Consider the following 12,096-nt stretch of genomic DNA (forward strand, 5'->3'; position numbering starts at 1 on the left):
TCAATATTCGATAAGGGGTGTGTAGCGGAATGGAATTTACTCTAACTCGCGAAAAACAAATGATTAAAGAAATGGTACGTGACTTTGCTGAAAAGGAAATCGCACCGAAAGCTGTATATTATGACAAAACTGCGGAATTTCCATATGAAACATTTCAAAAAATGGGCGAACTAGGATTATTAGGAATCCCATTCCCTGAAGAGTATGGAGGTTCAGGTGGCGATACTGTATCGTACGCGTTAGCAGTTGAAGAAATTGGTCGTGCTTGTGGTGGGACAGGATTAAGTTACGCTGCAACAATTTCATTAGGTGCTTCTCCAATTTATTATTTCGGTACAGAAGAACAAAAACAGAAATATTTAATTCCAATGGCATCAGGTAAAACTTTAGGTGCTTTCGGATTAACTGAGCCGAACGCTGGATCTGATGCAGGTGGTACACAAACGAAAGCTGTATTAGATGGAGACGAGTATGTTATTAGTGGTGAAAAGTGTTGGATTACAAATGCAGAGTATGCAAATACAATTATTGTAACCGCTATCAACGGTGTTGAAGATAATGGTAGAAAGCGTATTTCGGCATTTATCGTACCGACTACAAGTGAAGGATTAACGATTTCAAGTCCTTACGATAAGATGGGTGTTCGTGCTTCTAATACATGTGAAATCGTACTTGATGGTGTACGTGTACCGAAAGAAAATATTCTTGGTGATGTAAATAAAGGATTTAAACAATTCTTATATACACTTGATGGAGGACGTATTTCAATCGCAGCATTAGCAGTAGGTATTGCACAATCTGCATTTGAACGTGCGCTGCAATATGCGAAAGAACGTCAACAATTTGGAAAGTCAATCTCTAATTTCCAAGCGATTCAATTTAAATTAGCTGATATGGCGACTGAAGTAGAACTTGCACGTAATTTAGTACATAAAGCAGCTTGGTTAAAAGATAATGATAAACCTTTCGGTAAAGAAGCGGCTATGGCAAAGTTATTTGCATCTGAGGCTGCTAGTCGTATTGCAAATCAAGCGGTACAAATTCACGGTGGATACGGCTATATGCGTGAATATGAAGTGGAACGACATATTCGTGATGCAAAACTATTAGAAATTGGTGAAGGAACTTCTGAAATTCAACGTCTCGTAATTGCAAGACATTTAGGATGTAGATAAAAAGGAGGAATCACTATGTTTCAAAAAATATTAATTGCTAATCGCGGGGAAATCGCAGTTCGTATTATGAAAACTTGTCAAAAACTTGGTATTCGCACTGTTGCTATTTATTCTGAGGCTGATGAAAATGCCCTACATGTAAAAATGGCAAATGAAGCTTACTTAGTAGGCGGACCGCGTGTCCAAGAAAGCTATTTAAACCTTGAAAAAATTATTGAAATAGCTAAGAAGACAAATGCTGAAGCAATCCATCCGGGATATGGATTATTATCAGAGAATCCGTCTTTTCCGGTTCGCTGTAGAGAAGAAGGGATTGTATTTATCGGTCCATCAGAAGAAATCATAACGAAAATGGGAAGTAAAATCGAGTCTCGTATTGCAATGCAAGCTGCAGATGTCCCAGTAGTTCCAGGTATTACTACAAATATTGAAACTGCTGAAGAAGCCATTGAAATTGCAAAACAAATTGGTTATCCATTAATGCTGAAGGCATCCGCAGGCGGCGGAGGCATTGGAATGCAGTTGATGGAAACTGAGCAAACGCTCACCAAAGCATTTGAAAGTAACAAAACAAGAGCACAAAACTTCTTCGGTAACGGAGAAATGTATTTAGAGCGCTATATTGCAGATGCACATCATATTGAAATTCAGCTTTTAGCAGATACACATGGTAACACAGTGTATTTATGGGAGCGTGAATGTTCCGTGCAGCGCCGAAATCAGAAAGTAATTGAAGAAGCACCTTCACCATTTTTAGATGAAGGTACGCGCAAGGCGATGGGAGAAGTTGCTGTACAAGCTGCCAAAGCTCTAGGCTATACAAATGCAGGTACAGTTGAGTTTCTTGTAGATGATCAGAAGAACTTTTATTTCTTAGAGATGAATACGAGATTACAAGTAGAGCATCCAGTTACAGAAGAAATTACTGGTTTAGATCTTGTAGAACAACAACTTCTAATTGCATACGGTGAGAAACTATCATTTACACAAGATGATGTAAAACGTAGTGGTCATGCCATTGAGGCACGTATTTATGCAGAGGATCCGAAAACTTTCTTCCCATCACCTGGGAAAATTACAGATTTAACGCTTCCATCAAATGTACGTATTGATCACTTTTTGGAGAATCAAGTCACGATTACACCTTTCTACGATCCAATGATTGCGAAAGTTATTGCTCATGGTGAAACTCGTGAAGAAGCAATTTCAAAATTACATGATGCTTTAGAAGAATTAAAAGTAGAAGGTATTAAAACGAACACGCCAATGCTACTTCAAGTATTGGAAGACGATGTGTTCAAAAGTGGTATTTATACAACGGGTTTTGTAACGAAACAACTTGTTAAAAAATAAGATTTAACAATATTAAGGGGGAAAAAATGATGACGAAGGTATATGCATCGATGGCAGGAAATGTATGGAAGATTTTTGTAGGAGTAGGAGATACAGTAGAGGAAGAGCAGGATGTCGTCATTTTGGAATCTATGAAAATGGAAATTCCAATCATTTCAGAAGAAGCTGGCACAGTTATGAAAATTAATGTGCAAGAAGGCGATTTTGTAAATGAAGGAGATGTATTACTAGAAATTGAATAGGGAGATATAGGGGGAAGCGAATTGAAACTACCTAATTTTGCTGTCATTAAAGAAGTCGGGCCACGTGATGGCTTACAAAATGAAAAAAAGATTGTTGGCACAAAAGATAAAGTAAAATGGATTCAACTACTTACAGAGGCGGGATTATCGTACGTTGAAGTTTCCTCATTCGTTCACCCTAAATGGGTCCCTGCATTAGCAGATGCAAATGATGTGTTTTCTGAGCTGAAAAGGGATCCCAATGTTACTTATGCAGCGCTTGTTCCAAATCAAAATGGTTTGGAACGAGCTTTTTTGCAAAATGTAGATGAGGTGAATGTTTTTTTATCAGCAAGTGAATCTCATAATAAAAGTAATATTAATAAATCAATTAAAGAAGCATTAGTTGTAATTGAAGATATAACAAAACAGGCATTATTCGAAGGAAAAAAGGTAAGAGGCTATGTTTCTACTGTATTTGGATGTCCTTATGAAGGGGATATAAGTGCCACAGCAGTTGACGAATTATGTAATCAACTATTTTCATACGGCATTTATGAAGTATCTCTTGGTGACACGATTGGTGTAGCGAATCCACTACAAGTAGAGCGAGTATTAGAGCATTTATTAAAGAAATATGATGCTTCGCAGTTTGCAATGCACTTCCATAATACGTATGGAATGGCTCTGGCGAATGTAGTTAAGTCATTAGAATATGGTATTACAACATTTGATAGTTCTTGTGGTGGTCTTGGTGGATGTCCATATGCACCAGGAGCATCAGGCAATGTTGCAACCGATGACTTAGTTCATATGCTCCATAAGTTAGGGGTCCAAACGAATATTGATGAAGAGAAGTTATTGAAAGCGAGTCAATTCATTCAAAGTAAATTAAATATTCAATTACCGAGTCATGTGTATAGAGCGCTTCAACATAAAACGATAAGTAGGTGAGAAGATGCTACAACTACAAAACATTTCAGTTAATTATGTAACACCTCACGTTGTAAAGATTTCGTTATATCGTGAAAGACAAGCAAACTCATTATCTTTAGCGTTATTAGAAGAGTTACAAAACATATTAACTCAAATAAGTGAAGAGTCCAATACTCGTGTAGTTATTTTAACAGGTGCTGGTGAAAAAGCGTTTTGTGCTGGTGCTGATTTAAAAGAACGTGCTGGTATGAATGAGGAACAAGTTCGCCATGCTGTTAGTATGATTCGCACTACTATGGAGATGGTTGAACAATTACCACAGCCAGTTATTGCTGCCATAAACGGAATCGCCCTTGGTGGCGGTACGGAATTAAGTTTAGCTTGTGATTTTAGAATTGCGGCTGAATCTGCAAGTCTTGGTCTTACTGAAACTACACTTGCAATTATACCAGGAGCAGGTGGTACGCAGCGTTTACCAAGATTAATTGGTGTTGGTAGAGCGAAAGAATTAATTTATACAGGCAGACGTATTTCAGCGCAAGAAGCAAAAGAATATGGTTTAGTAGAATTTGTTGTACCAGCTCATTTACTTGAAGAGAAAGCGATTGAAATAGCAGAGAAAATTGCTAGTAATGGTCCTATTGCTGTTCGATTAGCAAAAGAAGCAATTTCAAACGGTATTCAAGTTGATTTACATACCGGATTACAAATGGAAAAACAAGCGTATGAAGGTGTAATCCATACGAAAGATAGATTAGAAGGATTACAAGCATTCAAGGAAAAACGCACACCAATGTATAAGGGGGAGTAAATATGTTAGACCAAAAACAACAATCGAATACATTTGAAGAACGAGTTGAAGCGATTAAACAAGGCGGCGCACCAAAGTATCATGAACAAAACAAAGCAAAAGGAAAACTATTCGTTCGAGATCGCTTAGCTCTTTTATTTGATAATGGTGAATATGTAGAAGATGCATTATTTGCAAATTGTGAACAAACAGGATTACCTGCTGATGGTGTTATAACGGCAACGGGTAAAATACATGGTCGTACTGCATGCGTAATGGCAAATGATTCAACGGTAAAGGCTGGATCATGGGGCGCACGTACAGTTGAAAAGATTTTACGTATTCAAGAAACGGCAGAAAAATTACGTGTTCCGTTATTTTATTTAGTTGACTCTGCTGGAGCGCGTATTACAGATCAAGTAGAAATGTTCCCAGGGCGCCGCGGTGCAGGAAGAATCTTCTACAATCAAGTGAAATTATCAGGTAAAGTTCCTCAAGTATGCTTATTATTTGGACCTTCGGCAGCTGGTGGCGCATATATTCCAGCCTTTTGTGACATTGTTATGATGGTAGAAGGGAATGCATCTATGTACTTAGGTTCTCCTCGTATGGCGGAGATGGTTATCGGCGAGAAGGTAACTTTAGAGGAGATGGGCGGAGCTCGTATGCATTGCTCTGTATCAGGATGCGGAGATGTTTTATGTAAAACAGAAGAAGATGCGATTACACAAGCAAGACAATACATTTCATATTTTCCAAACAACTACTTAGAGAAGACTCCATTGGTTACACCTCAAGAACCGAAACAATTCGAAAAAACGTTAGAACAAATCATTCCAGAAAATCAAAATGCTCCTTTCAATATGAAAGATCTCATTAATAGAGTTATTGATGAAGGTTCTTTCTATGAAGTAAAAAAATTATTTGCTCAAGAACTAATTACAGGCTTGGCACGTATTGATGGTAAGCCAGTTGGTATTATTGCGAATCAACCGCGTATGAAAGGCGGCGTATTATTCCACGATTCAGCGGATAAAGCAGCGAAATTTATTAATTTATGTGATGCATATCATATTCCGTTGTTATTCCTTGCAGATGTACCTGGATTTATGATTGGTACAAAAGTAGAGCGTGCTGGTATTATTCGTCATGGTGCAAAGATGATTTCTGCAATGAGTGAAGCAACTGTACCGAAAATTTCTATCGTTGTTCGTAAAGCATACGGTGCTGGTTTATATGCAATGGCAGGTCCAGCCTTTGAACCAGATTGCTGCCTAGCATTACCGACAGCTTCTATTGCAGTAATGGGTCCAGAAGCGGCAGTTAATGCTGTATATGCAAATAAGATTGCAGCTTTACCAGAAGAAGAGCGTGATAGCTTCATTGCTGAAAAACGCGAAGAGTATAAGAAAGATATTGATATTTACCATTTGGCATCAGAGATGGTCATTGATGGTATTGTTCATCCAAACAATTTAAGAGAAGAGTTAAAAGGACGATTCGAAATGTATATGAGTAAATATCAAGTATTTACAGATCGTAAACATCCTGTTTATCCAGTTTAAAAGCCCTATTTAGGGCTTTCTTGCTCAAAAAGTCAAGGAGGGGAAAACATTGAAACAAGCAGTTTGGTTTCCAACAGAAGAATATAAAGAAAAAACGCGTTTATATGGTTGGATGAAATCATTGGGCTATGAAGATTATGAAACGTTTTATAATAAATCTATTGAAGAAACAGATTGGTTTTGGGGAGAAGCTGAGAAAGCGGTTGGCTATCAATGGATGAGGCCTTATACAGAAGTGCTAGATTTAGAAAATGGTACGCCGTTTGCACAGTGGTATAATGGTGGAACATGTAACGTTGTAGAATCGGTTTTATCACGCTGGCTTGCGGATGATGAAACAAGAATGCAACCAGCACTACAGTATGAGGGAGAAAATGGAACTTCAAAATCATTTACATATGAAGATCTTGACAACTGGGTAAGTCGCGTTGCAAACGGTTTGAAACATGCGGGTATTGAAAAAGGTGACCGTGTAACAATTTATATGCCGATGATTCCAGAAACAGTTGTTGCAATGCTAGCTGTTATGAAAATCGGAGCAATTATTTCACCAATATTCTCAGGATTTGCGTCTGATGCAGTCATGACTCGTGTACAAGCGGCAGGGTCAAAAATGATTATTACTGCAGATGGTTTTTCACGCCGAGGTAAAGTTGTTTCATTAAAAGACGAAGTAGATAAAGCTTGCGAACATTGTCCAACTGTTGAAAAAGTTGTTATTGTTCGTCATGCAGGAAATGATTTTACACCACATAATTATGATTTCCCATGGAGTGCGCTAGAAAAAGAAAAACCATTTACGCATGCTGAAGAGATGAATAGTGATGATCCGTTAATGCTCATTTATACATCAGGTACAACTGGGAAACCGAAAGGAACAGTACATACACATGCTGGTTTCCCTTTGAAATCTGCATTTGATGCAGGATTTGGAATGAACATCAAACAAGGTGACCGCGTATTATGGGTAACTGATATGGGCTGGATGATGGGACCGTTTTTATTATTCGGCTCTCTCATTAATGGAGCAACGATGGTTATGTACGAAGGTGTTCCAGATTTCCCAGAAGCAGATCGTTTATGGGAGACCGTTGATAAATATGAAATTACACATCTCGGTATATCACCAACATTAATTCGTGCGTTAATGGCAAAGGGTGATGAGTATGTAAATAAACATTCGCTCAAGAGTTTAGAAGTATTCGCATCAACAGGTGAACCTTGGAATCCAGATCCTTGGATGTGGCTATTTGAAACAGTCGGAAAAAATAATGTACCAATTTGTAACTATTCAGGCGGAACTGAAATTTCTGGTGGGATTTTCGGAAACGTCCTTATTAAACCAATTGCACCGATTAGTTTTAACGCATCTTTACCAGGAATGGCAGCGGTTGTGCTCGATGATCAAGGCAATCCAATTCGTGATGAAGTTGGAGAATTATGTTTAGAGAAACCTTGGGTTGGTATGACGAAAAGTTTCTGGGAAGACGATGAGCGTTATGTGAACACGTATTGGTCACGTTTTGAAAACAAATGGGTTCATGGTGACTGGGTGATTTATGATGGTGAGCAATATATTATTACAGGACGCTCAGATGATACGTTAAACATTGCTGGAAAACGCATTGGACCTGCTGAATATGAATCTATTCTTGTGAAGCATAATGATGTCATAGAAGCTGCTGCGATTGGTGTACCAGATGATGTAAAAGGTGAAGTTTGTCATTGTTTTGTAGTATTAAGAGACAATGTAACATTCTCAGGAGAATTAAAGAAAGAATTAATGAGTTTAGTAAACTCTCATATTGGAAAAGCATTATGTCCAAAAGATATTCACGTTGTAGAAGATTTACCGAAAACGCGTAATTCTAAAGTAATGCGACGTGTCATTAAAGCTGCTTATTTAGGGAAAGAACTAGGTGATTTATCATCACTTGTAAACCCTGAAGTAGTGCCATTTATTCAGGGATTGCAGTCTAGTAAATTATAAAATTAAAGCATGTATAATGTGAACTGACCTCTAATAATTAGAGGTCAGTTTTTATGTATACAGGATAGTTTAGTACATGTGTTTGTTTTTTCTTTTCTATGTTTTTGCCTCGTACACTTTGAAGCTAGTGGACATACTATATTAATAGAAATGACTAGGGGGTGAGATTTTGGGATCTCGTTATAGTAATTCTAGAAAAAAGTGTTCATGTAAACAGTGTTCATGTAAACAGGATGATTGTTGGGATGTTTTTGAAGAGTGTAAAAAAGAACATGAAGAGCAAAATAAGGCATGTGACTGTTGCTGTGTACAAGGAATTAGAGATGAGCTGAGAAAGTTAGTAAACAGATCAGTGCGTATTACAACAGGAAGTAATAATTATGCAGGAACTGTTTCTTCAGTCACTTGTGATGTTGTAAAGCTTGCTAATAGTGCTGGGGTAGTTACAGTAATTATTTCAGTTTGTAAAATTGAAGCGATTGAACCATTGTTAACATAAGAAACATGGCATAATTGGGCTATGTTTTTTGTAAAGCCATTCTTATGAATGGCTTTATTTTCATTTCGTATAAAAGGAGAATATATTTTATATATAGAAATAAGTTTGAGGATATATAGAATGGTGTATGAAAGGAGAATGAAGTTGATTAAATTAGAACCTTTTAAACGATTCGATTTCAAACAATTAATAAACTGGATTGATTCCGAAGAATTTTTAATACAGTGGTCAGGAAATGCATTTACATATCCCCTAAATGAAGAACAATTAGAAAAATATATAGAAAGTGAAAATACACTTGCATTCAAAGTAATAGATGAAGAGACTCAAGAAGTAGTTGGTCATATTTCACTTGGGCAAATAGACAATATAAATAAATCTGCAAGGATTGGTAAAGTACTAGTTGGTGATACGAAAATGAGAGGGCGTTCTATTGGGAAGCATATGATGAAAGCAGTACTTCATATTGCATTTGATGAATTAAAACTACATAGAGTAACGCTTGGTGTTTATGATTTTAATACATTGGCTATTTCATGTTATGAAAAAATAGGATTTGTAAAAGAAGGTTTATTAAGAGAGTCAAAAAAAGTAGGAGAAACATACTGGAATTTATGGGAAATGAGTATGTTAGAATATGAATGGAGCGATAAAAAATAATAGTTTTCTATAATTGTGTTATGTTAACTAGAAGGGGTATGGTGGGAAATTATGAATAAAAAAACGAAAATCATTACAGTTGCAGCTGTTTCAGGAGGAGGTAAAACTACTGTTACAGAAAGATTAAGTCAAAAGTTAACAAATTCAAAAGCATTGTATTTTGATAGCTATAACTTTGATAACTGTCCTGCTGATATTTGTAAATGGATTAATGATGGAGCAAATTATGATGAATGGGTACTTACGCCATTAATTCATGATATTCAGCACCTTAAACGAGAGGGTAATGTAGATTATATTATTGTAGATTATCCTTTTGCATACTTAAATAGTGAAATGCGAGAATTTATTGATGCAACTATATTTATCGATACCCCGTTAGATATTGCGATGGCTAGAAGAATTTTGCGAGATTTTAAAGAAGATACAATAGATGAAATACATAATGATTTGAAACATTACATGACACTTGCGAGAAAAGCATATTTAGAGGCAATTCATACTGTTAAGCCGAATTCGGATATTGTATTGGATGGCTCTTTATCTGTAAGTAAAATAATTAATCATGCTGTAGAGGAACTTGGCCTGAGAGAAGTAATTGCCAATGATTAAATGTATAGAGGAATATGTACAAGTTGAAGATTTTAAAATGTATACGAAAAAGTTCCAAGGAAAGAAGTTGCAGCCAGTTATTATAATGGAAGCAGGTTATGGCGATTATTCAAAGACATGGGATCATATTGCTGAGGGATTGACGGAATATGGGACGGTGCTCACATATGATCGAGCTGGATTGGGGAAAAGTGGAAATCGTTCCAAGCGACGTATTAGTTCTGAAATGGTAAAAGATTTAAGAAGTTGCTTAGCGCAACTACAATTGAAACCACCTTATATTTTTGTAGGACATTCTTTTGGCGGTATAAATGTACGTTTATTTGCTACTTCTTATCCCAAAGATATGTTGGGAATAGTTTTGGTTGATTCGACACCGGAAAATTATAAAGAAGATTTTCTGCCAATCATGTCTCCAGAATTTCAAGAAGCTTACTATAAACAGTTTGTATATGAAAGTTCTTATGAAGAGTTTACATTTAGTTTAAGTGAAGTAGATAAACATTGTAAATCAATGAATGATATTCCACTTGTCGTGTTAGCTGCGGGTAAAAAAGTTTTTTATTCGCCAGATGCACAAATGAAATGGTTACAATTGCAAGAAGAATTATTACGATTATCATACAATCATAAATTTGTAATTGCAGAAAAAAGCGGTCACTATATTCAAAAAGATGAACCATATTATGTAATAGATGCGGTTAAGTGGATTGTTGAGGTAGGGGAGAGATAAATATATATGTACACGTTATTTCAATACAATTGGCAAGTAAGGGATGATTGGTTTAAGTGGTGTGAACAACTTTCAGAGGAAGAATTACTCCGCAAGCGTGTAGGTGGTGTTGGGAGTGTTTTAGAAACATTATTCCATATTGTCGATGTTGAGTACAGCTGGATTAGTGCGCTTCAAGGAAAAGAAGATAATGAACCGCAGTTTAAAGATTATCAATCCATCCAAAAAGTGAAAGCGTTATCTGATGTATATAAACGAGAATTAGAAGATTTTTTACAAGAATGGTCATCTACCGTAGAATGTAAGATATTAAAAGCTTCATGGACAGATAAAACATATACATACGGTGAAGTTTTAAGACATGTAATTGTGCATGAAATTCACCATATTGGTCAGCTATCTATATGGGCGAGAGAATTAAATCTTCAGCCTGTTTCAGCGAATTTAATTGGAAGAGGATTATAAATTTAGAAACCGGCTTGCACTGTAAATGCAAGCCGGTTTTTATATAAAAGAAGATTTCCTAGTTGAAATCCTCGGGTTTTTTCTGACGTATATGTAAAAACATTAAAATTGTAATGATGAAGAAAATCAACAATGTTTGTATGATCAAATTTTTAAATTGAAGCAAAACTGTCCACGATGTAACAGCATCTTTAAAAGCTTGGAGTGCAGAGTACGAGGAAGGATCAAAACCGTACTGTAGTAACTTTTTTGTTTCAATAAAAGTACTGTTTTCTTCATTGGAGTCTAATATTACGGAAATAAGTCTAGTATCTCCTCGTTTTGCTGTACTGACAAAACTATAATTACCATTAGTTGAAAAACTAGTTTGTAAGCCGTCAACACCTTGGAGTTTAATGTTTTTATTAAGAGAATAAATCATTTTATTTGTGTTGAAAACTTTTGAGTCTTTGAAGGTAAATTGGTAAGAGGTTAGTTTCGTAACATTCAATACATCTGGAAAGTCTTTTACTAATTGTGTCGCTAGTTTAGCTACGTCTATAGCTGTTGTAGTTGATTGTTTATTTGTATCGTTATTCATTCCAGTAGCATTTAAAAACGGGGATGGTTGTGATAACTTTAGTTGTTTTGCTTTCTCATTCATTAAAAGTGTAAAGTTATCTTCGTTTCCAGCAATGTGTTCTGCAAGGGCAAGTGCGGAACGATTATTCCCTGTCAAAAACAATGCATGAAGTAAATCACGAACTGTCGTTTTATCTTTCGAAGTTACTTGTATAGGACTCGTTTCTGCTCGGAAAACTTCGTTACTTATTTTTACTAATTCATCTAACTGTATTTTTCCTTCATTCAGTTGTTCCAGTGTGATATACTCTGTCATTAATTTAGATAAAGTAGCTGATTGTATAGGAGTTTCTTCATTTTTTTTATAAACAACTTCACTTGAATTAGCATCTATTAAAATAGCTGATTTAGCTTGAATAATTGGACCATTTACATAGAGGTAAAAATATAAAACGATAAGTGCTGTAATAACAAAAGATAAGAATAAAATTGTGAACTTTTTCAAGAATTGCATAAGCGATCCTCCTACTATGACA

The 12,096-nt window shown here is 36.0% G+C and carries 13 protein-coding genes; 12 read left to right on the forward strand and 1 reads right to left on the reverse strand.

Translation table 11 applies throughout. From position 1 onward, the window contains the following. Positions 1-29 precede the first annotated feature (29 nt). From ACSG5Z_RS04930 to ACSG5Z_RS04985, 12 genes are all read left to right on the forward strand, one after another. Positions 30-1,175 carry an acyl-CoA dehydrogenase gene (locus tag ACSG5Z_RS04930; RefSeq protein WP_000397260.1) on the forward strand — a complete coding sequence of 382 codons (1,146 nt, stop codon included), beginning with the start codon at positions 30-32 and terminating at the stop codon, positions 1,173-1,175. Positions 1,176-1,190: 15 nt separating this feature from the next. Beyond that, on the forward strand, positions 1,191-2,528 hold the full coding sequence (locus ACSG5Z_RS04935; RefSeq protein ID WP_000486754.1) for an acetyl-CoA carboxylase biotin carboxylase subunit: 1,338 nt from the start codon (positions 1,191-1,193) through the stop codon (positions 2,526-2,528). 26 nt (positions 2,529-2,554) lie between these two features. Continuing rightward, the gene (locus ACSG5Z_RS04940; RefSeq protein ID WP_435710828.1) at positions 2,555-2,770 is read left to right on the forward strand and encodes an acetyl-CoA carboxylase biotin carboxyl carrier protein subunit; all 216 of its coding nucleotides are present in this window, start codon (positions 2,555-2,557) and stop codon (positions 2,768-2,770) included. Between the two features lie 21 nt (positions 2,771-2,791). After that, complete coding sequence (mvaB, locus tag ACSG5Z_RS04945) at positions 2,792-3,703, forward strand: hydroxymethylglutaryl-CoA lyase (protein ID WP_088063513.1); 912 nt, start codon at positions 2,792-2,794, stop codon at positions 3,701-3,703. A gap of 4 nt (positions 3,704-3,707) precedes the next feature. Continuing rightward, positions 3,708-4,496 carry an enoyl-CoA hydratase gene (locus tag ACSG5Z_RS04950; protein WP_048546966.1) on the forward strand — a complete coding sequence of 263 codons (789 nt, stop codon included), beginning with the start codon at positions 3,708-3,710 and terminating at the stop codon, positions 4,494-4,496. 2 nt (positions 4,497-4,498) lie between these two features. Then, positions 4,499-6,040: an acyl-CoA carboxylase subunit beta gene (locus ACSG5Z_RS04955; protein ID WP_075306983.1), complete on the forward strand. Its 1,542-nt coding sequence runs from the start codon at positions 4,499-4,501 to the stop codon at positions 6,038-6,040. A gap of 49 nt (positions 6,041-6,089) precedes the next feature. After that, complete coding sequence (locus tag ACSG5Z_RS04960) at positions 6,090-8,030, forward strand: AMP-binding protein (protein ID WP_435710831.1); 1,941 nt, start codon at positions 6,090-6,092, stop codon at positions 8,028-8,030. A gap of 169 nt (positions 8,031-8,199) precedes the next feature. Continuing rightward, positions 8,200-8,529, forward strand: a complete 330-nt coding sequence (gene exsK, locus ACSG5Z_RS04965) for an exosporium protein ExsK (protein ID WP_000535707.1) — start codon at positions 8,200-8,202, stop codon at positions 8,527-8,529. A gap of 120 nt (positions 8,530-8,649) precedes the next feature. Then, positions 8,650-9,189, forward strand: coding sequence for a GNAT family N-acetyltransferase (locus ACSG5Z_RS04970; RefSeq protein WP_060488925.1), 540 nt, complete (start codon positions 8,650-8,652; stop codon positions 9,187-9,189). 51 nt (positions 9,190-9,240) lie between these two features. Further along, positions 9,241-9,801, forward strand: a complete 561-nt coding sequence (locus ACSG5Z_RS04975) for a nucleoside/nucleotide kinase family protein (protein ID WP_435710834.1) — start codon at positions 9,241-9,243, stop codon at positions 9,799-9,801. Then, entirely contained in the window at positions 9,794-10,534 is a 741-nt protein-coding gene (locus ACSG5Z_RS04980; RefSeq protein ID WP_435710835.1) for an alpha/beta fold hydrolase, read from the forward strand. The genes ACSG5Z_RS04975 and ACSG5Z_RS04980 overlap by 8 nt, the downstream gene beginning before the upstream one ends. Positions 10,535-10,540: 6 nt before the next feature. After that, positions 10,541-10,999, forward strand: coding sequence for a DinB family protein (locus ACSG5Z_RS04985; protein WP_060488931.1), 459 nt, complete (start codon positions 10,541-10,543; stop codon positions 10,997-10,999). Positions 11,000-11,057: 58 nt separating this feature from the next. On the opposite strand, the gene ACSG5Z_RS04990 is transcribed toward ACSG5Z_RS04985, so the two are convergent. Next, on the reverse strand, positions 11,058-12,074 hold the full coding sequence (locus tag ACSG5Z_RS04990) for a D-alanyl-D-alanine carboxypeptidase family protein (protein ID WP_435710837.1): 1,017 nt from the start codon (positions 12,072-12,074) through the stop codon (positions 11,058-11,060). Positions 12,075-12,096: the final 22 nt, after the last annotated feature.

Origin of the sequence: Bacillus pretiosus (assembly GCF_051294775.1) — a bacterium.
GTDB lineage: Bacteria > Bacillota > Bacilli > Bacillales > Bacillaceae_G > Bacillus_A > Bacillus_A wiedmannii.

Bases quoted from the DNA above. Each gene is read 5' to 3' on its own strand.
- ACSG5Z_RS04930 (WP_000397260.1), top strand. From the start codon at position 30: ATGGAATTTACTCTAACTCGCGAAAAACAAATGATTAAAGAAATGGTA.
- ACSG5Z_RS04970 (WP_060488925.1), top strand. From the start codon at position 8,650: ATGGTGTATGAAAGGAGAATGAAGTTGATTAAATTAGAACCTTTTAAA.
- ACSG5Z_RS04990 (WP_435710837.1), bottom strand. From the start codon at position 12,074: ATGCAATTCTTGAAAAAGTTCACAATTTTATTCTTATCTTTTGTTATT.
- ACSG5Z_RS04955 (WP_075306983.1), top strand. From the start codon at position 4,499: ATGTTAGACCAAAAACAACAATCGAATACATTTGAAGAACGAGTTGAA.
- ACSG5Z_RS04975 (WP_435710834.1), top strand. From the start codon at position 9,241: ATGAATAAAAAAACGAAAATCATTACAGTTGCAGCTGTTTCAGGAGGA.
- ACSG5Z_RS04950 (WP_048546966.1), top strand. From the start codon at position 3,708: ATGCTACAACTACAAAACATTTCAGTTAATTATGTAACACCTCACGTT.
- ACSG5Z_RS04935 (WP_000486754.1), top strand. From the start codon at position 1,191: ATGTTTCAAAAAATATTAATTGCTAATCGCGGGGAAATCGCAGTTCGT.
- ACSG5Z_RS04980 (WP_435710835.1), top strand. From the start codon at position 9,794: ATGATTAAATGTATAGAGGAATATGTACAAGTTGAAGATTTTAAAATG.
- ACSG5Z_RS04940 (WP_435710828.1), top strand. From the start codon at position 2,555: ATGATGACGAAGGTATATGCATCGATGGCAGGAAATGTATGGAAGATT.
- ACSG5Z_RS04985 (WP_060488931.1), top strand. From the start codon at position 10,541: ATGTACACGTTATTTCAATACAATTGGCAAGTAAGGGATGATTGGTTT.